This window comes from Pseudomonas sp. CC6-YY-74 (genome assembly GCF_002025205.1).
GTDB lineage: Bacteria > Pseudomonadota > Gammaproteobacteria > Pseudomonadales > Pseudomonadaceae > Aquipseudomonas > Aquipseudomonas paeninsulae.
Window position 1 is genome coordinate 3,359,197 of the sequence record NZ_CP019947.1, and the last position, 23,615, is coordinate 3,382,811.

General features: G+C 62.7%; 24 protein-coding genes. 13 read left to right on the forward strand and 11 right to left on the reverse strand.

The genetic code is table 11. The annotated features are described in order from the left end of the window. The first annotated feature begins 112 nt into the window (after window positions 1–112). The 5 genes from glnA (at window position 113) to ntrC (ending at window position 5,893) form a co-directional block, all read left to right on the forward strand. On the forward strand, window positions 113–1,519 hold the full coding sequence (gene glnA / locus B2D37_RS15265) for a glutamate--ammonia ligase (RefSeq protein WP_079203488.1): 1,407 nt from the start codon (window positions 113–115) through the stop codon (window positions 1,517–1,519). 173 nt (window positions 1,520–1,692) lie between these two features. Then, a complete protein-coding gene (locus B2D37_RS15270) occupies window positions 1,693–2,250 on the forward strand; it encodes a DUF4124 domain-containing protein (protein WP_079203489.1) in 558 nt (185 codons plus the stop codon). Between the two features lie 3 nt (window positions 2,251–2,253). Next, on the forward strand, window positions 2,254–2,868 hold the full coding sequence (locus B2D37_RS15275; protein ID WP_079203490.1) for a DUF4124 domain-containing protein: 615 nt from the start codon (window positions 2,254–2,256) through the stop codon (window positions 2,866–2,868). A 506-nt stretch (window positions 2,869–3,374) separates the two neighbouring features. After that, window positions 3,375–4,460 (forward strand): nitrogen regulation protein NR(II), encoded by a 1,086-nt coding sequence (glnL, locus tag B2D37_RS15280; RefSeq protein ID WP_079203491.1) that lies wholly within the window; start codon window positions 3,375–3,377, stop codon window positions 4,458–4,460. Then, on the forward strand, window positions 4,457–5,893 hold the full coding sequence (gene ntrC / locus B2D37_RS15285; protein WP_079203492.1) for a nitrogen regulation protein NR(I): 1,437 nt from the start codon (window positions 4,457–4,459) through the stop codon (window positions 5,891–5,893). Before glnL ends, ntrC begins: the two co-directional genes overlap by 4 nt. A 480-nt stretch (window positions 5,894–6,373) precedes the next feature. Here ntrC and B2D37_RS15290 read toward each other — a convergent pair whose 3' ends face one another. Continuing rightward, a complete protein-coding gene (locus B2D37_RS15290) occupies window positions 6,374–6,814 on the reverse strand; it encodes a hypothetical protein (protein WP_079203493.1) in 441 nt (146 codons plus the stop codon). On the opposite strand from B2D37_RS15290, the gene trmL reads away from it, so the two are divergent. After that, on the forward strand, window positions 6,813–7,274 hold the full coding sequence (trmL, locus tag B2D37_RS15295) for a tRNA (uridine(34)/cytosine(34)/5-carboxymethylaminomethyluridine(34)-2'-O)-methyltransferase TrmL (protein WP_079203494.1): 462 nt from the start codon (window positions 6,813–6,815) through the stop codon (window positions 7,272–7,274). The genes B2D37_RS15290 and trmL overlap by 2 nt on opposite strands. 96 nt (window positions 7,275–7,370) lie before the next feature. Here the strand turns inward: trmL and secB are convergent, their stop codons facing one another. Genes secB through B2D37_RS15310 form a run of 3 tightly spaced genes read right to left on the reverse strand, consistent with a single transcriptional unit; the run spans window position 7,371 to window position 8,573 of the window. Next, on the reverse strand, window positions 7,371–7,859 hold the full coding sequence (gene secB, locus B2D37_RS15300; protein ID WP_079203495.1) for a protein-export chaperone SecB: 489 nt from the start codon (window positions 7,857–7,859) through the stop codon (window positions 7,371–7,373). A gap of 44 nt (window positions 7,860–7,903) precedes the next feature. Beyond that, window positions 7,904–8,158 (reverse strand): glutaredoxin 3, encoded by a 255-nt coding sequence (gene grxC / locus B2D37_RS15305; protein ID WP_079203496.1) that lies wholly within the window; start codon window positions 8,156–8,158, stop codon window positions 7,904–7,906. A gap of 1 nt (window position 8,159) precedes the next feature. Then, window positions 8,160–8,573: a rhodanese-like domain-containing protein gene (locus tag B2D37_RS15310; protein ID WP_079203497.1), complete on the reverse strand. Its 414-nt coding sequence runs from the start codon at window positions 8,571–8,573 to the stop codon at window positions 8,160–8,162. A 140-nt stretch (window positions 8,574–8,713) separates the two neighbouring features. On the opposite strand from B2D37_RS15310, the gene gpmI reads away from it, so the two are divergent. The 3 genes from gpmI (at window position 8,714) to B2D37_RS15325 (ending at window position 13,017) form a co-directional block, all read left to right on the forward strand. Continuing rightward, complete coding sequence (gpmI, locus tag B2D37_RS15315) at window positions 8,714–10,249, forward strand: 2,3-bisphosphoglycerate-independent phosphoglycerate mutase (protein WP_079203498.1); 1,536 nt, start codon at window positions 8,714–8,716, stop codon at window positions 10,247–10,249. 157 nt (window positions 10,250–10,406) lie between these two features. Then, on the forward strand, window positions 10,407–11,666 hold the full coding sequence (locus B2D37_RS15320; RefSeq protein ID WP_079203499.1) for a murein hydrolase activator EnvC: 1,260 nt from the start codon (window positions 10,407–10,409) through the stop codon (window positions 11,664–11,666). 34 nt (window positions 11,667–11,700) lie between these two features. Further along, window positions 11,701–13,017, forward strand: a complete 1,317-nt coding sequence (locus B2D37_RS15325) for a S41 family peptidase (RefSeq protein ID WP_079203500.1) — start codon at window positions 11,701–11,703, stop codon at window positions 13,015–13,017. A gap of 219 nt (window positions 13,018–13,236) precedes the next feature. On the opposite strand, the gene B2D37_RS15330 is transcribed toward B2D37_RS15325, so the two are convergent. From B2D37_RS15330 to hisB, 7 genes are all read right to left on the reverse strand, one after another. After that, window positions 13,237–13,992, reverse strand: coding sequence for an ABC transporter substrate-binding protein (locus tag B2D37_RS15330; protein WP_079203501.1), 756 nt, complete (start codon window positions 13,990–13,992; stop codon window positions 13,237–13,239). Between the two features lie 79 nt (window positions 13,993–14,071). Next, window positions 14,072–14,833 (reverse strand): ABC transporter substrate-binding protein, encoded by a 762-nt coding sequence (locus tag B2D37_RS15335; protein WP_079203502.1) that lies wholly within the window; start codon window positions 14,831–14,833, stop codon window positions 14,072–14,074. Window positions 14,834–15,081: 248 nt separating this feature from the next. Continuing rightward, window positions 15,082–15,852: an imidazole glycerol phosphate synthase subunit HisF gene (gene hisF, locus B2D37_RS15340; RefSeq protein ID WP_079203503.1), complete on the reverse strand. Its 771-nt coding sequence runs from the start codon at window positions 15,850–15,852 to the stop codon at window positions 15,082–15,084. Window positions 15,853–15,927: 75 nt separating this feature from the next. Further along, window positions 15,928–16,665 carry a 1-(5-phosphoribosyl)-5-[(5-phosphoribosylamino)methylideneamino]imidazole-4-carboxamide isomerase gene (gene hisA / locus B2D37_RS15345; RefSeq protein WP_079203504.1) on the reverse strand — a complete coding sequence of 246 codons (738 nt, stop codon included), beginning with the start codon at window positions 16,663–16,665 and terminating at the stop codon, window positions 15,928–15,930. Between the two features lie 37 nt (window positions 16,666–16,702). Next, window positions 16,703–16,963: a DUF2164 domain-containing protein gene (locus B2D37_RS15350; RefSeq protein ID WP_079203505.1), complete on the reverse strand. Its 261-nt coding sequence runs from the start codon at window positions 16,961–16,963 to the stop codon at window positions 16,703–16,705. After that, a complete protein-coding gene (hisH, locus tag B2D37_RS15355; protein WP_079203506.1) occupies window positions 16,964–17,602 on the reverse strand; it encodes an imidazole glycerol phosphate synthase subunit HisH in 639 nt (212 codons plus the stop codon). Further along, window positions 17,602–18,195 (reverse strand): imidazoleglycerol-phosphate dehydratase HisB, encoded by a 594-nt coding sequence (gene hisB, locus B2D37_RS15360; RefSeq protein ID WP_079203507.1) that lies wholly within the window; start codon window positions 18,193–18,195, stop codon window positions 17,602–17,604. The genes hisH and hisB overlap by 1 nt, the downstream gene beginning before the upstream one ends. A gap of 554 nt (window positions 18,196–18,749) precedes the next feature. Between hisB and B2D37_RS15365 the strand changes: the two genes are divergently transcribed. From B2D37_RS15365 to B2D37_RS15380, 4 genes are all read left to right on the forward strand, one after another. Beyond that, window positions 18,750–19,850, forward strand: coding sequence for an NAD(P)/FAD-dependent oxidoreductase (locus B2D37_RS15365; protein WP_079203508.1), 1,101 nt, complete (start codon window positions 18,750–18,752; stop codon window positions 19,848–19,850). Window positions 19,851–19,958: 108 nt separating this feature from the next. Next, complete coding sequence (locus B2D37_RS15370) at window positions 19,959–22,190, forward strand: AsmA family protein (protein WP_079203509.1); 2,232 nt, start codon at window positions 19,959–19,961, stop codon at window positions 22,188–22,190. Continuing rightward, complete coding sequence (gene mutY, locus B2D37_RS15375) at window positions 22,187–23,266, forward strand: A/G-specific adenine glycosylase (RefSeq protein WP_079203510.1); 1,080 nt, start codon at window positions 22,187–22,189, stop codon at window positions 23,264–23,266. The genes B2D37_RS15370 and mutY overlap by 4 nt, the downstream gene beginning before the upstream one ends. Next, entirely contained in the window at window positions 23,263–23,535 is a 273-nt protein-coding gene (locus B2D37_RS15380; RefSeq protein WP_079203511.1) for an oxidative damage protection protein, read from the forward strand. Before mutY ends, B2D37_RS15380 begins: the two co-directional genes overlap by 4 nt. The last annotated feature ends 80 nt before the right edge of the window (window positions 23,536–23,615 follow it).

Here is a 23,615-nt window from a genome sequence, read left to right on the forward strand (position 1 = left end):
GGCATGCAATTTGCTCTCTTGTGAGGCAGGCTATCCTGGCGGACTATCGCGCCCGGCCGCACCCTATTATTGAGGGCTCACCATTCCGAGCCTTATCCACCTGGAGGACAGCATGTCGAAGTCGATTCAACTGATCAAAGAGCACGACGTGAAGTGGGTTGACCTGCGCTTCACCGATACCAAGGGCAAGCAGCACCACATCACCATGCCCGCGCGCGACGCACTGGATGATGAATTTTTCGAAATCGGCAAGATGTTCGACGGCTCGTCCATTCATGGCTGGAAAGGCATCGAAGCCTCCGACATGATCCTGATGCCGGTCGACGACACCGCCGTACTTGACCCGTTCACCGAAGAGCCGACCCTGATTCTGGTCTGCAACATCGTCGAGCCGAGCACCATGCAAGGCTACGATCGCGACCCACGCTCGATCGCCGCCCGCGCCGAGGAATACCTGAAGACCACCGGCATCGGCGACACCGTATTCGTCGGCCCCGAGCCTGAGTTCTTCATCTTCGACGAAGTGAAGTTCAAGTCCGACATCTCCGGCTCGATGTTCAAGATCTACTCCGAGCAAGGCTCCTGGATGTCCGATCAGGACGTCGAAGGCGGCAACAAGGGCCACCGCCCAGGCGTCAAAGGCGGCTACTTCCCAGTTCCGCCGTTCGACCACGACCACGAAATCCGTACTGCCATGTGTAACGCCATGGAAGAAATGGGCCTGGTCATCGAAGTGCATCACCACGAAGTGGCGACTGCCGGCCAGAACGAAATCGGCGTGCAGTTCAACACCTTGGTGAAAAAGGCTGACGAAGTTCAGACCCTGAAATACTGCGTGCACAACGTGGCCGATGCCTACGGCAAAACCGCTACCTTTATGCCGAAGCCGCTGTACGGTGACAACGGTTCAGGCATGCACGTGCACCTGTCGATCAGCAAAGACGGCAAGAACACCTTCGCCGGCGAAGGCTATGCCGGTCTGTCCGACACTGCCCTGTACTTTATCGGCGGCATCATCAAGCACGGTAAGGCCCTGAACGGCTTCACCAACCCTGCAACCAACTCCTACAAGCGTTTGGTTCCGGGTTTCGAAGCGCCGGTGATGCTGGCCTACTCGGCGCGTAACCGCTCCGCCTCGATCCGCATTCCGTATGTTTCCAGCCCGAAAGCCCGCCGTATCGAAGCGCGCTTCCCGGATCCGGCTGCCAACCCTTACCTGTGCTTCGCCGCACTGCTGATGGCTGGCCTGGACGGCATCCAGAACAAGATCCACCCGGGCGATGCAGCGGACAAGAACCTGTATGACCTGCCACCGGAAGAAGGCAAGCTGATCCCGCAGGTCTGCGGCAGCCTGAAAGAAGCCCTGGAAGAGCTGGACAAGGGCCGCGCGTTCCTGACCAAAGGCGGCGTGTTCTCCGACGACTTCATCGACGCTTACCTGGAACTCAAGCACGAAGAAGAAATCAAAGTACGCACCTTCGTCCACCCGCTGGAATACGACCTGTACTACAGCGTCTAAATCCCGCACGTAGTACAAGAGGCCACCTTCGGGTGGCCTTTTTTGTGCCTGCTCAGCGAGCACTTACGCTTAACAGGCAATTTGTTGCGCCAGCCCTAATTGCCACACCCGCACCCTTGCCAGCGCGACCTGCCAGTGCAAGTCTTAGCAGTACATCCATCGGGAGAATGGCCATGCGCCGGATACTCACCTGCCTGCTGCTGCTACTGGCTCTGCCGGCCAGCGCGCAGATCTACAAATACACCGACGCCAACGGTAATACGGTGTTCACCAACCAGCCCCCGGACGGCCAGAACGCCGAAACCGTTGAGCTGCCCGCGACTAACACCGTGGAAGCCCAGCCGCTCACCACGCCACCGAGCACCCCCGCCGGAGTGGCCTCATCGGCAAGCTACTCGGTACTCGAACTGACCGGCATCCCCAGCGACCAAGCCTTGCGCGCCAACAACGGCACCTTCAGTGTCGGCGTGCAACTGGAGCCGCGCCTGGCCGCGACCCACCGCCTGCGCCTGCTGTTGGATGGCCAGCCTTACGGCCAGCCAAGCAACGTACCGCGCCTGCAGCTAATCAATGTAGATCGCGGCGAACACAGCCTGGCGGTTGAAATACTCAATGGCGAGCAGTCGATTCAACAGAGCGCCAGCGTCACTTTCACCGTGCAGCGCGTCAATACCAGCAGTCCAGCACTGCGCCCACCACCACCGCCCCCCACACCCAAACCGGCCAGCTGAACCATGCGCAACCTACTGCTGTACTTACTCCTGCTGAGCCTACCGGCTGCCGCTCAGGTCTATACCTACATCGACGCGGAGGGCAATCGCGTCTTCACCGACCAGCCCAGGCAGGGTAACGCCGAACGCATCGAGCTGACGCCCAGTAACGACATGCCCAGCTTGCCGGCTGCCGCGCCGCCAGCACCTGTCACCACTACCGCACGGCCGCCCACCTACCAAGTGCTGCGTATCTTGTTCCCGGAACCAGACACCACTATCCGCGACAGCGCCGGTAATCTGATCGTCACCGCCAGCAGCGAGCCGGCCCTGCAGAGTGGGCACCGCTTTCGCCTGCTGCTGGATGGCCACGCGACAGGCGAAACTGGTCGCAGCCCGGTTTTCCCGCTGGAAAATATCGACCGCGGCACCCACCAACTGGCTGTCGAGATCGTCGACGCCCAAGGCCGCACGCTGGAACGCACGCCCAGCCAACCGCTGCACATGCTGCGCATATCGCTGGCCCAGAAGCGCATGGTCCGACCCTGCAAAAAAACCGACTACGGCGTGCGCCCGGAATGCCCACTGAAGGACAAGCCGCCGGAGAAGCGCAACATTCCCTTCATCCCCTTTATCTAAGCCAGATAACCACCGCACCATTGTGGTGCAATAAGCCGCACCACTTTCTATACTCTCCCCATTCTGGTTCGCTCACATGCCCTGTGCCTGCGCCGAAATACGGCCAGCACCGCTGATTCCGCTGATTCCCTGCATTTTTCCGGGGCTTTGGTTTGCTTCTTGCATTTTCCTGCTGCATTGCCGCAAGCCTTAGGGTCTGCTGACATTTAGTCACGGCCGCGACGCCGGCCCGTTTGGCGCAGAACTAGGCGCGAGGAGTGAAGTTTGCTTATTCCCAATGAGCGTCGAGAAACGCAGGGCCATGCCAAACGGCCACCCGCCCTTTGGCTTGCGCGCCAAATGGTGCCAGTCGGCGCGGCCCAGCTTGGCAAGGGAACAGCCATTGCCGGCGTCCCGCGCAATCCACAGGGATGTGGTGTCGCCCGCAAGCCCGCCGGAAACAGCCTTGCCTGGCACCATTCGGCCGCGCAACGCGGCTCGCGGCGAAACGTCAGCAGACCCTCAATATGACTATCAATGACGCACTGCACCGCCTGCTGCTGGACAACCTGACCACCGCCACCCTGCTGCTTAACGCCGACCTGCGCCTTGAATACATGAACCCGGCGGCGGAAATGCTCCTGGCTGTCAGCGGCCAGCGCAGCCACGGACAATTCATCAGCGAGCTGTTCACCGAGTCGGCCGAGGCCCTGAGCGCACTGCGCCAGGCCGTCGAACAGGCGCATCCGTTCAACAAGCGCGAAGCGGTGCTGACTGCCGTCACCGGCCAGACTCTCACCGTCGATTACTCGGTCACGCCGATCCTCAATCGCGGCGAAACCCTGCTGCTGCTGGAAGTGCATCCGCGCGACCGCCTGCTGCGCATCACCAAGGAAGAGGCGCAGCTGTCCAAGCAGGAGACCACCAAGCTGCTGGTGCGCGGCCTGGCCCACGAGATCAAGAACCCGCTCGGCGGCATTCGCGGCGCCGCCCAGTTGCTCGCCCGCGAGCTGCCGAACGAAGAACTCAAGGACTACACCAACGTCATCATCGAAGAAGCCGATCGCCTGAGAAACCTGGTCGATCGCATGCTTGGCTCGAACAAACTGCCGTCGCTGGCGATGACCAACGTGCATGAAGTGCTGGAACGGGTCGCCAGCCTGATCGAGGCAGAGAGTCAGGGCAGCATCATTTTGCTGCGTGATTACGACCCGAGCATTCCCGACGTGCTGATCGATCGCGAGCAGATGATCCAGGCCGTGCTCAATATCGTGCGCAACGCCATGCAGGCCATCGGCGGGCAGAACGAAATGCGCCTGGGCCGCATCACCCTGCGCACCCGCACCCTGCGCCAATTCACTATCGGCCATGTCCGCCACCGCTTGGTCGCCCGCCTGGAAATCATCGACAACGGCCCCGGCATCCCGGCCGAATTGCAGGACACCATCTTCTATCCCATGGTCAGCGGGCGTGCCGACGGCACCGGGCTGGGCTTGGCGATAACCCAGAACATCATTAGTCAGCATCAGGGTCTGATCGAGTGCGAGAGCCATCCTGGTCATACCCTGTTCTCGATCTTCCTGCCGCTTGAACAAGGAGTAACTCCGTCATGAGTCGCAGTGAAACCGTATGGATCGTCGACGACGACCGCTCCATCCGCTGGGTGCTGGAAAAAGCCCTGCAACAGGCAGGCATGACCACCCAAAGCTTCGACAGCGCCGACGGTGTCCTCAGCCACCTCAGCCGGCAACAACCGGATGTGATCGTCTCGGACATCCGCATGCCTGGCTCCAGCGGCCTGGAACTGCTGGCGCGGATCCGCGAACTCTACCCGCGCCTGCCGGTCATCATCATGACCGCCCATTCCGACCTGGACAGCGCAGTGGCGTCCTACCAGGGCGGCGCATTCGAGTACCTGCCCAAGCCGTTCGACGTCGATGAAGCGGTCTCCCTGGTCCAGCGCGCCTATCAGCATGCGCAGGAGCAACAAGGCCTGCGGGTGCCTGTCGAGCAGCCGCGCACCCCGGAAATCATTGGCGAAGCGCCGGCCATGCAGGAGGTGTTTCGTGCCATCGGCCGGCTCTCCCACTCCAATATCACGGTCTTGATCAACGGCGAATCCGGCACCGGCAAGGAGCTGGTCGCCCACGCCCTGCACCGGCACAGCCCGCGGGCCGCCTCGCCCTTTATCGCGCTGAATATGGCAGCGATCCCGAAAGACCTGATGGAGTCCGAGCTGTTCGGCCACGAGAAAGGTGCCTTTACCGGGGCGGCCAACCTGCGCCGCGGTCGCTTCGAACAAGCCGACGGCGGCGCCCTGTTCCTCGACGAAATCGGCGACATGCCGGCCGACACCCAGACCCGCCTGTTGCGCGTGCTGGCCGACGGCGAGTTCTACCGGGTCGGCGGCCACACGCCGGTCAAGGTCGATGTACGGATCATCGCCGCCACCCACCAGAACCTGGAAATCCTGGTGCAGGAAGGCAAGTTCCGCGAAGACCTGTTTCACCGCCTCAATGTGATCCGCATCCACATCCCGCGGCTGTCCGACCGTCGCGAAGACATCCCGACCCTGGCCCGTCACTTCCTCGCCCGCGCCGCCCTGGAGCTGGCCGTCGAACCCAAACTGCTGAAGAGCGAGACCGAGGACTATCTGCAGCACCTGCCCTGGCCGGGCAACGTGCGCCAGCTGGAAAACACCTGCCGCTGGATCACCGTAATGGCCTCCGGGCGCGAGGTGCATGTCAGCGACCTGCCCCCGGAACTACTCAGCCAGCCGCAGGACAGCGCGCCGGTGAACAATTGGGAGCAGGCCCTGCGGCAATGGGCCGACCAGGCCCTGGCCCGCGGTCAGTCGGACCTGCTCGACAGCGCAGTTCCGGCCTTCGAGCGGATCATGATCGAAACGGCGCTCAAGCACACCGCCGGCCGCCGCCGTGACGCCGCCCTGCTGCTGGGCTGGGGCCGCAACACCCTGACCCGCAAGATCAAGGAACTGGGCATGAAGGTCGACGGCAGCGATGACGACGACAGCGACGACGCCTAACCGCGAACCGAGTACAGAAAAACGGGCCGCTGGCCCGTTTTTTTTGCGGCAAATGCAGCGCGTAGCCGGATTACGCTGGCGTGCATCCGCAAGGGTGTTTCCCGGTTGCGCCGGGCTTATCCAGGTACGCAGCTGTAGACAGGGCCTCTCATAAGCCGATGCATACAGTTGCGCGATGCTTACAGGGCAGCCCTCGAGGAAGGCTAGCAAGGCGCCATGCTTTGGCCACTAGCCGCAGCAACGACCAATTGCAGCCGTCTTGTCGACCCATGCCCTGAATCGGCGCCAGGATGCACCGCAATGCACTCACAAGAAACATTTTCGCTCGCCTGCGCGGCACCAATAGCCCCGTAACAGCAGCACAAGCCAGTAATTACGGGGCTCTCCGTCGTAGTAACAAAACTGGCACACAGTCTGCATATGCTTAAGCAATCCCAGTTTCGGGGACCTTGGTACAGGCAGGCCGGGGATTCCCCGCTTTTATTCGTACGCCAGGCTGACCGTTAGCCGCCACCGCCCGTCAAGCTCCTCAGCGCGCCACTCGCCGCGCAGCGGACGGGCCGCCACCACTCGCAGCAGCAACTCCCGCTCCTCGCGCCGCACCCGCCAATTGACCAGCTTGCCCTGCAGGTGCAACTGCCCCTGCTGCTCGCGCCCCAGGCTTTCGACACGCAGAAAAAACGCCCCGTCAATGTGATCGGCACGCACCTTCGGCTCGACGTTGAACCACAGCTGCAGGCCCTGCTCCGTCACCTCGACACTCGCCAGCCACAGTGGGTTGGGTTGAAACATACGACCGATCATCAGTCCGATCAGAAAACCGAACAACGCCAGCGAGCCGATCACCTGCAGCCAAGGGCGCGGCCGCGAGCCCGAATCAGGAGTAGAATGCCGACCGTCTTCAGGCTTGGAGCCGCGCATGTTTCACGTGATCCTCTTTCAACCGGAAATTCCACCGAATACCGGCAACATTATCAGGCTCTGCGCCAACAGCGGCTGCCACCTGCACCTGATCGAGCCACTGGGCTTCGAACTGGATGACAAACGCCTGCGCCGCGCCGGGCTCGACTACCACGAGTACGCCACCCTGCAGCGTCATGCGGATCTCCCCAGCTGCCTGGAGAGCCTCGGCCAGCCGCGCGTCTTCGCCTTCACCACCAAAGGCTCTCAGCCTTATCATCAGGTGCGCTACGAGCCCGGCGACGCCTTTCTATTCGGCCCGGAGAGCCGCGGCTTGCCCCAGGACATCCGCGACGCTCTGCCCGCCGCACAGTGCCTGCGCCTGCCGATGCGCGAAGGCTGCCGCAGCCTGAATTTGTCCAACACCGTGGCAGTGGCCGTCTACGAGGCCTGGCGCCAGCAGGACTTCGCCACGCCCTGACAGGCTCCCGCCCGGGTGGCTTCAGCCCACCTTGCGCCAGCCCATTTGCAGTACAAAAAAGCGCCCCGAAGGGCGCTCTTTATCTGCTGCAACGGCTCAATTGGCCGGAGCAGCCTCGCCAGCCTGCTGCTGAATGCGCTGCAACTCTTGGGCGTAGAGGGCGTCGAAGTTCACCGGCGCCAGCATCAGTGCCGGGAAGGAGCCGCGCACCACCAGACTGTCGAGGGTTTCGCGCGCATACGGGAACAAGATGTTCGGGCAGAACGCGCCCAGGGTGTGGCTCATGGCGGCGGCGTCCAAACCCTTGACCAAGAAGATCCCGGCTTGCTGGACTTCGGCGATGAAGGCAGTTTCTTCGCCATTTTTCACGGTGACCGAGAGGGTCAGCACCACTTCGTGGAAGTCGCCTTCGAGCGGCTTCTGCCGGGTATTCAGATCCAGTGCAACGCTCGGGCTCCATTCCTGACGGAAGATCTCCGGGCTCTTCGGCGCCTCGAAGGACAGGTCGCGGACATAGATGCGTTGCAGGGAAAACTGCGGATTCTGTTCGCCTTGGGCGGCGCCGTTGCTAGCTTGTTCAGTCATGGCAATGCCTTCTTGTCGTGGGTACTGAGTAGATGAGGGGAGTACTAAGCCTCGAGCAGCGCATCCAACGTGCCAGCGCGCTCCAGGTCATACAGATCGTCACAGCCACCAACATGGCTGCTGCCGATCCAGATCTGCGGCACCGAGGTCTGCAGCGCCTTGCGGGTCATCTCCGCACGCACCTCAGGCTTGCCGTCGACCTTGATTTCATCGAAGTCCACGCCCTTGCGGGCCAGTAACTGCTTGGCGCGTATGCAGTAGGGGCACCAATCGCTGGAATAAATGACGACGGCAGACATATCACTTCACCAATGGCAGGTTATCGCCACGCCAGCTGGCAATCCCGCCAGACAGCTTGGCGGCATTGAAACCGGCTTTTTTCAGGTCACGACTGACCGTCCCGGCATGCTGGCCCATGGCATCGACCACGATCAGGGTCTTGCCTTTGTGCTTTTCCAGTTCGCCGATGCGGCTGGTGATTTTTTCATAGGGGACGTGCAAGGCGCCGACGATATGGCCGGCAGAGAAATCCTTCTGCCCACGCACATCCAGCACCATGCCCTGCTCGCTGTTGATCAAGGCGGTCAGCTCACGGCTGCTCAGGCTTTGCCCGCCCTTACGCAGCTCCGTGAAGATCAGCAGCGCCAGCAGGACAACGAACAATCCGCCCAGTACATAGTGGGTAGAGGCAAATTCAATCAGATTGGCAAGCATGAGGTGGTTCCGGGACGGTAAAATCCCGGCAGTATACACAGCCCCACAGGTCGGCCACACCCCGCCCGGCGGTGACGGGCCTGATAGCAGGCCTTAAAATGCCTGGCCTTTTTGTCCCTTATGCACAGCGAGCCAGATTAATGAGCGCCACGCCCAAACCTTTGGTCCTGATCATTCTCGATGGCTTCGGTCACAGTGACAGCACCGAATACAACGCCATCCATGCCGCCAACACGCCGGTCTACGACCACTTACGCGCCACCCAGCCGCACAGCCTGATCTCAGGCTCAGGCATGGACGTCGGCCTGCCGGACGGCCAGATGGGCAATTCCGAGGTCGGCCATATGAACCTCGGCGCCGGTCGTGTGGTGTACCAGGACTTCACCCGGGTGACCAAGTCCATTCGCGATGGTGACTTCTTCGACAACTCGGCGATCACCCGCGCGGTGGATCAGGCGGCGGGCGCCGGCAAGGCCGTGCACATCCTCGGCCTGCTGTCCGACGGTGGCGTGCACAGCCACCAGGATCACCTGGTCGCCATGGCCGAACTGGCCGCCCAGCGCGGCGCCGAGAAAATTTACCTGCACGCCTTCCTCGATGGCCGCGATACGCCGCCGAGAAGCGCCCAGGCCTCCATCGAACGGCTCGACACGGCCTTCGCCACGCTCGGCAAGGGCCGCATCGCCAGCCTGGTCGGCCGCTACTTCGCCATGGACCGCGACAACCGTTGGGACCGCGTCGAGCAGGCCTACAACCTGATCGTCAACGGCCAGGGCCAGTTCAACGCCGCCAGCGCGGCTGAAGGTTTGCAGGCCGCCTACGCCCGCGGCGAAAACGACGAATTCGTCAAGGCCACCACCCTCGGCGCGCCGGTCAAGGTCGAAGACGGCGACGCCGTGGTGTTCATGAACTTCCGCGCCGACCGCGCCCGCGAACTGACCCGCGCCTTCGTCGAGCCCGATTTCCAGGATTTCCCGCGCGCCCGACTGCCGCAACTGGCCGACTTCGTCATGCTGACCCAGTACGCCGCGAACATTCCGGCGCCCAGCGCTTTCGCGCCAGCCAGCCTGAGCAATGTGCTCGGCGAATACCTGGCGAAGAACGGCAAGACCCAGCTGCGTATCGCCGAGACCGAGAAATACGCCCACGTCACCTTCTTCTTCTCCGGCGGCCGCGAAGAGCCGTTCGAGGGCGAGGAACGCATCCTGATCCCATCGCCGCAGGTCGCCACCTACGACCTGCAACCCGAGATGAACGCGCCGCAAGTCACCGACCGGATCGTCGAGGCGATCGAGCAGCAGCGTTATGACGTGATCATCGTCAACTACGCCAACGGCGACATGGTTGGTCATACCGGCGTGTTCGACGCCGCGGTCAAGGCCGTGGAATGCCTGGACAGCTGCGTCGGACGCATAGTCGCGGCGCTGGGCAAGGTCGATGGCGAAGCCCTGATCACCGCCGACCACGGCAACGTCGAGCAAATGGAGGATGCCTGCACGGGTCAGGCGCACACCGCCCACACCTGCGAGCCGGTACCCTTCATCTATGTCGGCAAGCGCCAACTGCGCATGCGCGAAGACGGTGTGCTGGCCGACGTGGCGCCGACCATGCTGACCCTGATGGACCTGCCCATCCCCCAGGAAATGACCGGCACCAGCATCATTCAACTGAACTGAAGATCCGGGTGGGCTGAAGCGGATCGCCGCCCGGCCCACTCTATCCATGCGCCGAAGCACCCCACGCAACGCCCCCGACCAGCCAGCGCATCTTGCAGCTTGCCGCTGGATTTTTAGGCATACTAGGCCCGTCTCCCGCCCAGGTGTCGCCAGTACCATGCTCCGCTTCCTTGCCCTGATTTTCCTCACCTGCCTGCTGACTCCGGCCTTTGCCGGCGAGAAAGCCGACGCCCAGAAACAGCTGGAAGCCGCCCGCAGCGACGTGGCCGAGCTGAAAAAGCTGCTGGAGAAGGTGCAGCAGGACAAATCCGGCGTGCAGAAAGGCCTGCGCAAGACCGAAACCGAAATGGGCGAGCTGGAAAAGCAGGTCAAGGAGCTGCAAAAAAGCCTGGAAGACGGCGAGGTGGAAATCCAGCGCCTCAATCAGGAGAAAAAAAAACTCCATGACGCGCGCCTCGAGCAACAACGACTGATCGGCATCCAGGCCCGCGCCGCCTACCAGAGCGGTCGTCAGGAATACCTGAAGCTGCTGCTGAATCAGCAGAATCCGGAAAAATTCTCCCGCACCCTGACCTATTACGACTACCTCAGCGAAGCGCGCATGGAGCAGTTGGCCACGTTCAACGAAACCTTGCGCCAGCTGGCCAACGTCGAGCAGGACATCGTCAACCAGCAGAACCAGTTGCTCGAAGACAAAGGGGCTCTGGACGCGCGCGGCGAGCAACTCGTCCAGGCGCGCAAAGAGCGCCAACTGGCCCTGGCCAAGCTGAACCAGGAATATTCCGCCCGCGACCACAAGCTCAAGGCCCGCCAGCAAGAGCAGGCGCAACTGGCCCGGGTACTGAAAACCATCGAAGCGACCCTGGCCCGCCAGGCGCGTGAAGCCGAACAGGCGCGGCAACAGGCCTTGATCGCCGCGCGCGAGCAACAGCGCAGCAGCGCTGCAGCCACCAACAGCCCCAACAGCCCCAACAGCGGCCCACTGGTCAGCTCCGGCAGTACTTATGGCGGGCCATTCGCCAAGGCCCGCGGCAAGTTGCCCTGGCCGGTCGATGGCCGCTTGGTCGCCGGTTACGGAACCCCACGCGGTACTGACACTCGGACTAAATGGGATGGCGTACTGATCGGCGCCAAGGCTGGCAGCCAGGTGCGCGCCGTACATGGCGGCCGCGTAGTATTCGCCGACTGGTTGCGCGGTGCCGGGCTTCTGGTCATTCTCGACCATGGCAATGGCTACCTGAGCCTGTACGGACACAACCAAAGCCTGCTCAAGGACGCCGGCGACGTAGTCAACGCCGGCGAACCCATCGCCACAGTCGGCACCAGCGGCGGGCAAGACACTCCCGCGCTGTATTTCGCGATTCGCCAGCAGGGCCGCCCCAGCGACCCTGCACAATGGTGCCGCACGCAAGGATAAGCGCTGCGCTCATCTCTCTAGGAGTTAGTTCGACATGCCGCATCTGTCTCGCCTCACCTCTCTGGCCCTGGCTATCGCATTGCTCGGCAGCCCTCACCTGCTGCAGGCCGCAGAAACGCCGCCAGCGGCGGCCATCGCGAATGACAAGGCGCCGCTGCCGCTGGACGAACTGCGCACCTTCGCCGAGGTACTGGATCGGATCAAGTCGGCCTATGTCGAACCGGTCAGCGACAAGACCCTGCTGGAAAATGCGATCAAGGGCATGCTCAGCAACCTCGACCCGCATTCCGCCTACCTCGACCCCGAAGCCTTCCGTGAGCTGCAGGAAAGCACCAGCGGCGAGTTCGGCGGCCTGGGCATCGAAGTCGGCATGGAAGACGGTTTCGTCAAGGTGGTTTCGCCGATCGACGACACCCCGGCCTCGAAAGCCGGGATCCAGCCGGGCGACCTGATCGTCAAGATCGACGGCCAGCCGACCAAGGGCCTGTCGATGCTCGAAGCCGTGGACAAGATGCGCGGCGCAGCCGGCAGCAAGATCCTCCTGACCCTGGTGCGCGAGGGCGGCAAGCCCTTCGACGTGGAACTGACCCGCGCGGTAATCAAGGTCCGCAGCGTCAAGAGCCAGTTGCTCGACGATGGCTACGGCTACCTGCGCATCACCCAGTTTCAGGTCAACTCCGGCGAAGAGGTCGGCAAGGCGCTGAACAAGCTGCGCAAGGACAACGGCAAGAAGCTGCGCGGCCTGGTGCTGGATCTGCGCAACAACCCTGGCGGCGTACTCCAGGCCGCGGTCGAAGTAACCGACCACTTCCTCAAGAAAGGCCTGATCGTCTACACCGAAGGGCGCATCGCCAACTCCGAATTGCGCTTCTCCGCCGACCCGGCAGATGCCAGCGAAGGCGTGCCCCTGGTGGTGCTGATCAATGGCGGCAGCGCTTCGGCCTCGGAGATCGTCGCCGGCGCCCTGCAGGATCACAAGCGCGGCGTACTGATGGGCACCGACAGCTTCGGCAAAGGCTCGGTGCAGACGGTGCTGCCGCTGAACAACGACAGCGCCCTGAAACTCACCACGGCGCTGTACTACACGCCCAACGGCCGCTCGATCCAGGCCCAGGGCATAGCGCCGGACATCGAAGTGGCGCGCGCCAAGCTGACTCGCGAACAGGATGACGCCAATATCAAGGAAGCTGACCTGCTGGGTCACCTGGGTAACGGCAACGGCGGTGTGGATAAACCCAGCCAGAGCAAAGCCAGCAAAGCCAGCAAAGCGGCACGCCCACAGGATGACGACTACCAACTGAGCCAGGCGCTCAACCTGCTCAAAGGCCTGAGCGTCACCCGCGGCGATTGAACCGCTGACGCAGGGCAGGTACGAAAAAGCCCGGACACGATGCCGGGCTTTTTCTTGGCTCTGAACTAGTGAGCCGTTGCAAGGCGCGGCTGTTGAGTGGGCTTCAGCCCAGCACCGCTAGATTGGGACTTGCTGGGCTGAAGCGGCTCGCTGCCAGCCCAGCTTTACCCTCAACCCATAATGCTACAGAGCCTTGTTCTTGCCTGCCTGGATTAACCGCTACAGGTAGCTGTTGGTCATGTCCTCGACAAAGCCTTCGCTGCGCAGCTCATCCAACGCCTTCTGCAACCGCTGCACCACCTCGTCGGGGGTATCCTTGTTCAGCGCCAGATACAACTCGGCCTCATTGAAGCGCAGCACAGTGGTCAGGCCGCTGACGCCTTCCTGCTTGGCGAGGTAGCGGCCAACCGGGTCGGTGGTGGCCCACAGATCAATCTGCCCCTTGATCAGCTTTTGCACGTTCTGCTGGTCGCGTAGCGCGTTGATCGGCTCCAGCCCCTGGCTTTCCAGATGCTGACTGACCGCATCGTTCTTGTAGGCGCCGACCTTGTACTGCCCAGCCTCTTTCAAGCTGGCCACGCTGAGGTTGTTGCCTGGCGCGGCAAGCAGCACCCAGCCAGTGTTGGCAAGCGGCCCCACCCACTTGAACAGCGGCTGGCGCTCCGGGGTAAAGGTGGTGGAGAACAGCCCGTAGCTGGGCTTGTCCAGGGTCAGCCGGTACAGCCGATCCCAGGGAAAACGCAGGCTCAGGCTGTAGTCGATCTTGGCGCGCTTGAACATGGCCCGGACGATCTCGGCACTGATACCGTCGATACTGTCGTCACGGGCAAAGTTCTTGTCGTCGACCGACATATTGAACGGTGGGAAATTCTCGGTCAGCAACACCACCTTGTAGCCATAGGGCAACTCGGCATGGGCCGCGCAGGCGCTGAAAAGAAGGCCGAACAACAAACTGCTTTTGATGATCTTCAACATTAATTAGTCTTCCCGCTCGCAGGTATTGTGATTATGGCTAGCGGCAGTTCGGCTCGTGGCCAACCTGCTGAGTCCTGTTTTACAGATAGCTGCTGAGGATGTCATCGACGAATCCTTCGCTGCGCATCTTGTCCAGTTCAGCCTGCAGCTTCTGTACCACCTCGTCGGGCACAGCCTTGTTCAGCGCCAGGTACAACTCGGCGCTGTCGAAACGCAGGATGGTCTTCAGCCCGGAGACACCTTCTTGCTTGGCCAGGTAACGTCCGGCAGGATCGCCGGTGGCCCACAGATCGATCTGCCCGGCCATCAGTTTCTTGGCGTTTTGCTGGTCACGCAACGCGGTGATCGGCTCCAGGCCCTTTTCCAGCAGATGCTCGGCAATCGCGTCGCCCTTGTAGGCCCCGACCTTGTATTGCTTGGCCTGCTCCAGGCTGGTCAGGCTGATGGAGCTGTCGCTTCTACCGAGCAGCACCCAGTCATCCGGGCCAATCGGCCCGACCCACTTGAACAGGGCCTCGCGCTCGGGCAGACGCGCGGTGACGAACACGCCGTAACCCGGCTTCTCCAGCGCCAGTTTGTAGATGCGAGCCCAGGGGAAGCGCAGGGTCATGCTGTAGCTGACCTCGGCACGCTTGAACATCTCGCGCACGATATCCACGGCGATACCGTCAAGGTTGTCTTCCCGAGCGAAGTTCTTGCCGTTGATTGCCATGTTGTAGGGCGGGAAGTTCTCGGTGAGCAAAACCACGCGGTAGTCCGGCGCCGATTCGGCGTGAGCGCTAGCGCTCAGCCCGAATACGACGCCGGCCAGCGCAAACAGCAGGCGTTTGTGCTTGTGCATGTGCATTCTCTTTATTCTGGTTAGGGCAGGACTATTCTGGTGTGAGCAGGATGCCGCAGCATACTCAGCCCGATCATCTACGCCCAGCCGCGCCCTGGAGAATACGGCTCATCCGGTCCATGGAAGACCTGGAATGACGCATTTATGTATTTGTCGGCAGGACGCTAGCCAAGACCCTAACGCAGCGCGCTGGCGGGCGCTGTCGACTCGCTCCCAGCTTCGCTCGACAGCGCCCCAGCATCGAACGATCAGCGCACCACGATGCCGCGACTGGCCAGATAGGCCTTGGCCTCGGGTACGGTGTATTCGCCGAAGTGGAAGATACTCGCGGCCAGCACCGCATCGGCCTTGCCTTCGAGGATGCCGGCGGCCAGGTGTTCCAGATTACCGACGCCGCCGGAGGCGATTACCGGAATGCCGACCATCTCGCTGATGGCACGGGTGACGCCGAGGTCGTAGCCGCGCTTCACCCCATCCTGATCCATGCTGGTGAGGAGAATTTCACCGGCGCCGAGGTCTTCCATTTTCTTCGCCCAGAGCACGGCATCCAGGCCGGTCGGCTTACGCCCACCGTGGGTGAAAATTTCCCAGCGCGGGGGCTCGCCCGGCAACGAAACGCACTTGGCGTCGATGGCGACGACGATGCACTGCGAACCAAAGCGCGCAGCAGCCTCGCCGACGAACTCCGGGGTGAATACCGCCGCAGTGTTGATCGAGACCTTGTCCGCGCCGGCATTCAGCAGGTTGCGAATGTCCTGCACGGTACGTACGCCGCCGCCCACGGTCAGCGGAATGAAGACCTGGCTGGCCATGCGCTCCACCGTATGCAGGGTGGTGTCGCGGCCATCGACGCTGGCGGTGATATCGAGGAAGGTAATCTCGTCGGCGCCCTGCTCATCGTAGCGGCGGGCGATTTCCACCGGATCGCCGGCATCGCGGATATTCTCGAACTGGACGCCCTTGACCACCCGGCCGTTGTCCACGTCGAGGCAGGGGATGATGCGTTTTGCCAGTGCCATACGGTGCTCCCGTAGGGTGGGTGCAACCCACCGATAAAGATTGCGTCAGTTGCGGCGGGTTTCACCCGCCCTACATTAGCCGCCGTAGGCGTCGCAGACGGCCTGCGCTTCGGCCACGTCCAGGGTGCCTTCGTAGATCGCCCGGCCGGTGATGGCGCCGATGATGCCAGGGGTGCGGGCGTCAAGCAGGGTCTGGATATCACCGAGGTTGTGGATACCGCCGGAGGCGATCACCGGGATTCGCGTGGCGTTGGCCAGGGCCACGGTAAAGGGCACGTTGCAGCCCTGCATCATGCCGTCCTTGGCGATGTCGGTATAAACGATCGCAGCGACGCCATCGGCTTCGAAGCGCTTGGCCAGGTCGATGACCTGCACCGTGCTGATTTCAGCCCAGCCGTCGGTGGCGACGAAACCGTCTTTTGCATCCAGACCGACGATGACCTTGCCCGGGAAAGCGCGGCAGGCTTCAGCAACGAAGGCCGGATCTTTCACAGCCTTGGTGCCGATGATCACGTAGCTCACCCCAGCCTTGACGTAATGCTCGATGGTTTCCAGCGAACGAATGCCGCCGCCGATTTGGATCGGCAGGTGCGGGTAGCGCTTGGCGATGGCGGTGACCACCTCGCCATTGACCGGCTGGCCTTCGAAGGCGCCATTCAGATCGACCAGATGCAGACGGCGGCAGCCACCCTCAACCCACTTGGCCGCCATGCTCACCGGATCGTCGGAGAACACCGTGGAATCTTCCATGCGGCCCTGGCGCAGGCGCACGCAGGCGCCGTCTTTCAGATCGATAGCGGGAATAATCAGCATCGGTTGAACCTGTTCAAGTCGTTGGATTCGGTGAGGATCAGCTCTTCTCGAGCGCCCAGAGGTCGCTTTCGATGCTCTCGAACCTGTCCTTGAGGACGGTCTGCACATCGAAAATCGCCCGATCGTAATAGTGCGGAGCAATTTCGCGGGTAAACAGCTCGAGGATTTCCGCGACCTCGAACGAACCCAGCTGCAGCTCGAAACGCGTCTCCATGAAGCGCTTGATGACGCTGGTCGCCTCACGCTCCTGTTCCGGGGTCAGGGTCAGGATCGGCGGCTTGCTCTTGGCCTTGCTCATCTACCAGCGCCCGTCCCAGGCGGCGAAGTTCTGCAGCAACTGCAGGCCGTGGGTATGGCTCTTCTCCGGGTGGAACTGCACGGCGAAGCGCGAGCCCTCGGCCAGCGCCGCGGCGAAATCCTTGCCGTAATGGCCGCGACCAACCACTTGCTGCGGCTTGCTAGCCTCGATGTAGTAGCTGTGCACGAAGTAGAAGCGCGCCAGATCCGGGATGTCGTGCCACAGCGGATGATTGACCGACTGCGCCACTTGGTTCCAGCCCATGTGCGGCACTTTCAGCTTTTCGCCGTCCTCGACCATATTCTTGCCGAAGAAGCGCACCTGGCCGGGGAACAGGCCGATGCAATCGACGCCATCGTTCTCTTCGCTGCGCTCAAGCAAGGCCTGCATGCCGACGCAGATGCCGAGAAACGGCCGGTCCTGACTGACTTCACGCACCAGCGTGTCGAAGCCCAGGCGCTTGATCTCGGCCATGCAATCGCGAATCGCCCCGACTCCGGGAAACACCACGCGGTCGGCTTCACGAATCACCTGGGCATCGCTGGTCACCAGCACCCGGCCGGCACCGACATGCTCCAGCGCCTTGGCCACCGAGTGCAGATTGCCCATGCCGTAGTCGATTACTGCAACCGTTTGCATCAGAGGCAACCCTTGGTCGAGGGCATCTGCCCAGCCATCCGCGGGTCCAGCTCGACGGCCATGCGCAGGGCGCGGCCGAAGGCCTTGAACACAGTCTCGATCTGGTGGTGGGTGTTAGTGCCGCGCAGGTTGTCGATGTGCAGGCTGATCAGGGCATGGTTGACGAAGCCCTGGAAGAACTCCTGGAACAGATCGACATCGAAGCCGCCGACCACTGCCCGAGTGAACGGCACGTGCATCTGCAGCCCCGGGCGACCGGAGAAATCGATCACCACGCGCGACAGCGCCTCATCAAGCGGCACATAGGAATGGCCGTAACGGGTCATGCCCTTCTTGTCGCCAATCGCCTTGGTAAAGGCCTGGCCGAGGGTGATGCCAACGTCTTCGACGGTGTGGTGGTCGTCGATATGCAGGTCGCCCTTGCACTGGATATCCAGGTCGATCAGGCCGTGACGGGCAATCTGATCGAGCATGTGCTCGAGAAACGGCACGCCAATAGCAAACTTGGCCTTGCCAGTACCATCCAGGTTGATCGAGACCTTGATCTGGGTCTCCAGGGTGTTGCGCTCGACGGATGCCGTACGTTCGGCCATCACCAGCTCCACAAAATCGTTGTGCGAAAGGGCCGTCATTATAGGCGGCCCTGGGCCTGGGCGGCTACCGGCGGCGGTCGGCAAGCAAGGCTATCGGCATAATTGACGCCGTTTTATGCTGCGCAGCCGTCAACGAGGTGCACGCCTGACGGGTAGGCGACCCCCCCGTTGTCCATACGCCGCGCTGTCGCACCGCAAACTGGAGGCAAGCGTGTCCGCCAGCTTGTAGGTACCTGCAGGAGCAGGGGGGGACGCCTAGTTCCATGCCCGCGAAACGCATCGCGGCCATGGGCCGCTCCTACAGGAAACGTAATAACCCATAAAACCAATAACATACGTGTTGCTTGATAACAGCCAGCTTGCTGCGGTCCGGCGTCCCGGCGACCAGCAACCGCGCCGCATGGGGCCGGCAGCCACCGTCCCAGCCAGCGTCGATAGCGCAAGCGTCATGACACGCCTAGCCACCGCGCAGATCTTGCTATGCTCGACAGCTTGACGCCGACTCGCGCGAAAAGCGGCAGCCACCCCAGCCAAACCCCGGCAACGCACCCGCCATGGACAGTATCGACACCCTGATTATCGGCGCCGGCGCCCTCGGCCTGACCTGCGCCGCACGCCTGGCCCGAGCGCCGCAGAGCTGCCTGATCGTCGAGGCGGAGCAGCTGATCGGCAGCCACACCTCCAGCCGCAATTCCGAAGTCATCCACGCCGGCATCTACTACGCCCCCGGCTCGCTGAAAGCCCAGCTATGCCTGGAAGGCCGCGAGCGCCTGTATGCCTGGTGCGCCCAGCACCGGGTAGCGCACCGCCGCATCGGCAAGCTGCTGGTGGCGGTCAGCCCGACCGAACGCAGCAAGCTCGACGCACTGGCCGCCAATGCCCATGCCTGCGGCGTGCATGACCTGGAATATATCGAGCAAGCCCGGCTCGCCGAACTGGAACCGGCCGTGCGCGGCTTTGCAGCGCTGCTGTCGCCGAGCACCGGAATCATCGACAGCCATGCCTACCTGCAATCGCTGCTCGCCGCCGCCGAGAAGCAGGGCGCACAACTGGTCCTGCATACCCGCGTCGACCAGCTCGAACCCGGCCCTGACGGCTGGATCGTCACGGGCCGCAGCGCCGGCGAAGTCTTCCAGCTCAAGGCGCAGCGGGTGATCAATGCCGGCGGCCTGTTCGCCCAGCAGCTGGCGGCCAATACCCAGGGTTTGCAAGGCATACCGGCCCTGCATCTGTGCCGCGGCAGCTACTTCGGCTACAGCGGCCGCGCGCCCTTCCAGCACCTGATCTATCCGCTGCCGGAGGCCAACACCTCGGGCCTGGGCATCCACGCCACCCTCGATCTCGGCGGCCAGGTACGCTTCGGCCCGGACACCGAGCACCTCGAGCATATCGATTACCGAGTCGACGAACAGCTGCGCGAGCCCTTTGCCAACGCGATCCGCCGCTACTTCCCGGGCCTCGACAGCACGCGCCTGGTGCCAGGCTACAGTGGCATCCGGCCGAAACTGGTCGGCCCCGGGGAACCGGCCGCCGACTTCCTTATCCAAACCGCAAGCGATCACGGTCTGCCGGGGCTGATCAATCTGTTCGGTATCGAGTCGCCAGGACTGACCGCCAGCCTGGCGATTGCCGAACGCGTCGCTCGAGCGCTGTAACAGCCACTTGCAAAATCAGTGCATTAGCCGGACTTTCGCCGGCCTATTGCAGCGGTCGGCGCTATACTCGCCGACTCAATTCAAGTTCACCGAAACAAGGAATCGTCCATGAAAGCGCTCGGCAAAATCCTGGGTCTGTTTTTTCTCGGGCTGTTGCTGATCCTGGTGGCGCTGGGCTTTGCCCTGACCCATCTGTTCGATCCCAACGACTACAAAGACGAAATTCGCCAACTGGCCCGCGACAAGGCCAACCTAGAGCTGACCCTCAATGGCGATATCGGCTGGAGCCTGTTCCCCTGGCTCGGCCTCGAACTGACCGACGCCACCCTGGCCAGCGCCACCACCCCCGACCAGCCCTTTGCCGACCTGCGCCTGCTCGGCCTGTCGGTACGCGTGCTGCCGCTGTTGCGCCGCGAAGTACAGATGAGCGACATCCGCGTCGACGGCCTCAACCTGAACCTGCAGCGCGACGAAAAAGGTCGCGGCAACTGGGAAGATGTCGGCCGCCCACCCCAACCCGCCGTGGCCACCAGCACGCCGGCCGGCGAGGCAACCGCGCCATCCGCCGACAGTGCGCCAGCCAGCACCCGCGAAAGCGCCCAACCGATCAAGCTGGATATCGACAGCCTGATCGTCAACAGCGCACGCATTGATTACCACGACGCGCAGAAAGGCCAACAATTCAGCGCCGAAAGCATTCAGTTGACCACCGGGGCGATCCGCGAAGGGACCGCCATCCCGGTCAAGCTCAGCGCCTTCTTCGGCACCAACCAACCGGTCATGCGGGCGCGCACCGAACTGCAAGGCGAGCTGCGCTTCGACCGGGCGCTCAAGCGCTACCAACTGGAAGACGCCAAGATCTCCGGCGAAGCCTCCGGCGAGCCCTTCGACGGGCAAACCCTGACCTACTCCCTGCAAGGCCAGCTGCTGGTCGATCTGGCCGCACAGGTTGCCGAATGGAACGGCCTGAAACTCTCGGCCAACCAGTTGCGCGCCCTCGGCGAAGTGAAAATTCGCGACCTGGATACCCAGCCAAAACTGACCGGCGGTCTGTCCATCGCGCCGGTAAACCTGCGCGAATTTCTCGCCACCATCGGCCAAACACTGCCGCCGTTGAACGATGACAAGGCCCTGAGCCAATTCGAACTGGTCACCCGCCTCAACGGCAGCCCGACCAGCCTGACCCTGCAAGAGCTGAAACTGAAGCTCGATGACAGCAGTTTCAGCGGCCAGATCGGCATCGCCGACTTCGCCAAGCAAGCCCTGCGCGTGCAATTGAAAGGCGACAGCCTGGATCTCGACCGCTACCTGCCGAAGCCAACCAAGGACAGCCAGGATGCCGGCGCCGCGCGCCAAGCCGAGGTCAAGGAAAGCGTCGCCAGCGCCGGCCAGAGCGGTAGCACTCCACTGCCCAAAGCACCGACCCAGCACGCCTGGAGCGCCGCAACTGTGCTGCCGATCGAGCGCCTGCGCAGCCTCGACCTGCAACTGGCGCTGAGCCTCGACCAGCTGATTTACCAAAAGCAAGCCTTCAGCGCCGTCAACCTCAAGGCCAAGAGCAAAGCCGGCCTGCTGACCCTGGAAGAGATGCGCGGCAAACTCGGCAGCGGCAATTTCGACGCCAAGGCGACGGTCGATGTACGCCCGACCATCCCCCTGCTGAGCCTGCACAAAAACCTGAGTCGAATCAGCGTAGAGCCCTTCCTCAAGAGCGAACAGCAGCCCTCGCCGGTCAAGGGCCTGCTCGACCTGCAGGCCAACCTGAGCACCAGCGGCAACAGCTTGAAAGCCTGGGTCGACGGCCTCAACGGCACGGCCAGCTTCGCCCTCAACGACGGCATTCTGGTCGGCGCCGACCTCGAACAACAACTCTGCCGCGGCATTGCCGCACTCAACCGCAAGGCACTGAGCAGCGAGCCGCGCAACAAGGACACGCCCTTCGACACACTGCAAGGCAACCTGACCTTCCTCAAAGGCGTAGCCCATAACCCTGATCTGAAAATCCAGGTTCCCGGCCTCGCGGTCAGCGGCAACGGCGACCTGGACCTGCGCGTACTCGGCCTCGACTACCGCGTCGGCATCACCCCCAGCGGTGACCAGCGCGAAATGCCCGATCCGGCCTGCCAGATCAACGAGCGCTATGTCGGCATCGCCTGGCCGGTACGCTGCCGTGGCCCGCTGGAAATGGGCGGCAAGACCTGCCGCCTGGACCAGGACGGCATGGGCAAGGTCGCCGCCAAGCTGGCCGGCGACAAGATCAACCAGAAGCTCGAAGAAAAGCTCGGTGACAAGGTCAGCCCCGAACTGAAAGACGCGCTCAAGGGCTTGTTCAACCGATGAGTCCCGAGCAGTTCTCCATGGCGGTCCTCGACTGGTACGACCGCCACGGACGCAAGGATCTGCCCTGGCAGCAGGGCATCAATCCTTACCGCGTATGGGTCTCGGAAATCATGCTGCAGCAGACCCAGGTCAGCACCGTACTCGGCTACTTCGACCGCTTCATGGCCGCCTTGCCGACCGTGCAAGACCTGGCCGCAGCAGCGGAAGACGAAGTGCTGCACCTGTGGACCGGCCTGGGCTACTACACCCGCGCGCGCAACCTGCAAAAGACCGCACAGATCGTCATGCGTGAGCACGGCGGCGCATTCCCCCTCGACGTCGAGCAACTGACCGAACTCCCCGGCATCGGCCGCTCCACCGCTGGCGCCATCGCCAGCCTGAGCATGGGCCTGCGCGCGCCGATTCTCGACGGCAACGTCAAGCGGGTGCTAGCACGCTACGTGGCCCAGGAGGGCTACCCGGGCGAGCCGAAAGTGGCCAAACAACTGTGGGCGGTGGCCGAACGCTTCACCCCGCAGGCACGGGTCAACCACTACACCCAGGCGATGATGGACCTCGGCGCCACCCTCTGCACCCGCAGCAAACCCAGCTGCCTGCTCTGCCCGTTGCAAAGTGGCTGCCAGGCCCACCTGCTCGGCCTGGAGATTCGCTACCCGATCGCCAAACCGCGCAAGGCACTGCCTCAGAGGCGCACCCTGATGCCGATCCTGACCAGCCGAGCTGGCGAGGTTCTGCTCTACCGACGCCCCTCCAGCGGCCTCTGGGGCGGCTTGTGGAGCCTGCCGGAGCTGGACGACCTGCCTAGCCTCGACCTGCTCGCCAACCGGCACGCCCTGCAACTGGGCGAGCGCCGCGAACTGGCCGGCCTGAGCCACACCTTCAGCCACTTCCAACTGGCCATCGAACCCTGGCTGATCCGCGTCGAAGCCGCGCCATCGGCCGTGGCCGAGGCCGACTGGCTCTGGTATAACCTCGCCACACCGCCGCGCCTAGGCCTTGCCGCCCCGGTAAAAAAACTGCTGAAGCGCGCGGCCGACGCACTCGCGACCGAACAGAACACTGGAGAGCAGCCATGACCCGCACCGTAATGTGCCGCAAGCACAAACAAGAACTGCCTGGCCTCGACCGCCCACCCTATCCGGGCGCCAAAGGCGAAGACATCTACACCAACGTCTCCAAGCAAGCCTGGGACGAATGGCAGAAGCACCAGACCCTGCTGATCAACGAACGTCGCCTGAACATGATGAACGCCGAAGACCGCAAGTTCCTGCAGAGCGAGATGGACAAGTTCCTCTCCGGCGAGGACTACGCCCAGGCCGAAGGTTACGTGCCGCCCAGCGAATAAACTGAGTCCGGCCGCCTGAATTCACCCAGGCGGCCAGCACACCCGGCCGTATTTCCTTCATTCGCGGCTAACCGCCCGTA

Coding starts and splice junctions, on each gene's coding strand:
- B2D37_RS15290 (WP_079203493.1), bottom strand. CDS start 6,814: ATGCGCGGCTCCAAGCCTGAAGACGGTCGGCATTCTACTCCTGATTCG.
- B2D37_RS15330 (WP_079203501.1), bottom strand. CDS start 13,992: ATGTTGAAGATCATCAAAAGCAGTTTGTTGTTCGGCCTTCTTTTCAGC.
- glnL (WP_079203491.1), top strand. CDS start 3,375: ATGACTATCAATGACGCACTGCACCGCCTGCTGCTGGACAACCTGACC.
- glnA (WP_079203488.1), top strand. CDS start 113: ATGTCGAAGTCGATTCAACTGATCAAAGAGCACGACGTGAAGTGGGTT.
- B2D37_RS15365 (WP_079203508.1), top strand. CDS start 18,750: ATGGACAGTATCGACACCCTGATTATCGGCGCCGGCGCCCTCGGCCTG.
- hisA (WP_079203504.1), bottom strand. CDS start 16,665: ATGCTGATTATTCCCGCTATCGATCTGAAAGACGGCGCCTGCGTGCGC.
- hisB (WP_079203507.1), bottom strand. CDS start 18,195: ATGGCCGAACGTACGGCATCCGTCGAGCGCAACACCCTGGAGACCCAG.
- B2D37_RS15370 (WP_079203509.1), top strand. CDS start 19,959: ATGAAAGCGCTCGGCAAAATCCTGGGTCTGTTTTTTCTCGGGCTGTTG.
- hisF (WP_079203503.1), bottom strand. CDS start 15,852: ATGGCACTGGCAAAACGCATCATCCCCTGCCTCGACGTGGACAACGGC.
- B2D37_RS15320 (WP_079203499.1), top strand. CDS start 10,407: ATGCTCCGCTTCCTTGCCCTGATTTTCCTCACCTGCCTGCTGACTCCG.
- mutY (WP_079203510.1), top strand. CDS start 22,187: ATGAGTCCCGAGCAGTTCTCCATGGCGGTCCTCGACTGGTACGACCGC.
- hisH (WP_079203506.1), bottom strand. CDS start 17,602: ATGCAAACGGTTGCAGTAATCGACTACGGCATGGGCAATCTGCACTCG.
- ntrC (WP_079203492.1), top strand. CDS start 4,457: ATGAGTCGCAGTGAAACCGTATGGATCGTCGACGACGACCGCTCCATC.
- B2D37_RS15350 (WP_079203505.1), bottom strand. CDS start 16,963: ATGAGCAAGGCCAAGAGCAAGCCGCCGATCCTGACCCTGACCCCGGAA.
- B2D37_RS15270 (WP_079203489.1), top strand. CDS start 1,693: ATGCGCCGGATACTCACCTGCCTGCTGCTGCTACTGGCTCTGCCGGCC.
- trmL (WP_079203494.1), top strand. CDS start 6,813: ATGTTTCACGTGATCCTCTTTCAACCGGAAATTCCACCGAATACCGGC.
- B2D37_RS15310 (WP_079203497.1), bottom strand. CDS start 8,573: ATGCTTGCCAATCTGATTGAATTTGCCTCTACCCACTATGTACTGGGC.
- B2D37_RS15335 (WP_079203502.1), bottom strand. CDS start 14,833: ATGCACAAGCACAAACGCCTGCTGTTTGCGCTGGCCGGCGTCGTATTC.
- gpmI (WP_079203498.1), top strand. CDS start 8,714: ATGAGCGCCACGCCCAAACCTTTGGTCCTGATCATTCTCGATGGCTTC.
- secB (WP_079203495.1), bottom strand. CDS start 7,859: ATGACTGAACAAGCTAGCAACGGCGCCGCCCAAGGCGAACAGAATCCG.
- B2D37_RS15380 (WP_079203511.1), top strand. CDS start 23,263: ATGACCCGCACCGTAATGTGCCGCAAGCACAAACAAGAACTGCCTGGC.
- grxC (WP_079203496.1), bottom strand. CDS start 8,158: ATGTCTGCCGTCGTCATTTATTCCAGCGATTGGTGCCCCTACTGCATA.
- B2D37_RS15275 (WP_079203490.1), top strand. CDS start 2,254: ATGCGCAACCTACTGCTGTACTTACTCCTGCTGAGCCTACCGGCTGCC.
- B2D37_RS15325 (WP_079203500.1), top strand. CDS start 11,701: ATGCCGCATCTGTCTCGCCTCACCTCTCTGGCCCTGGCTATCGCATTG.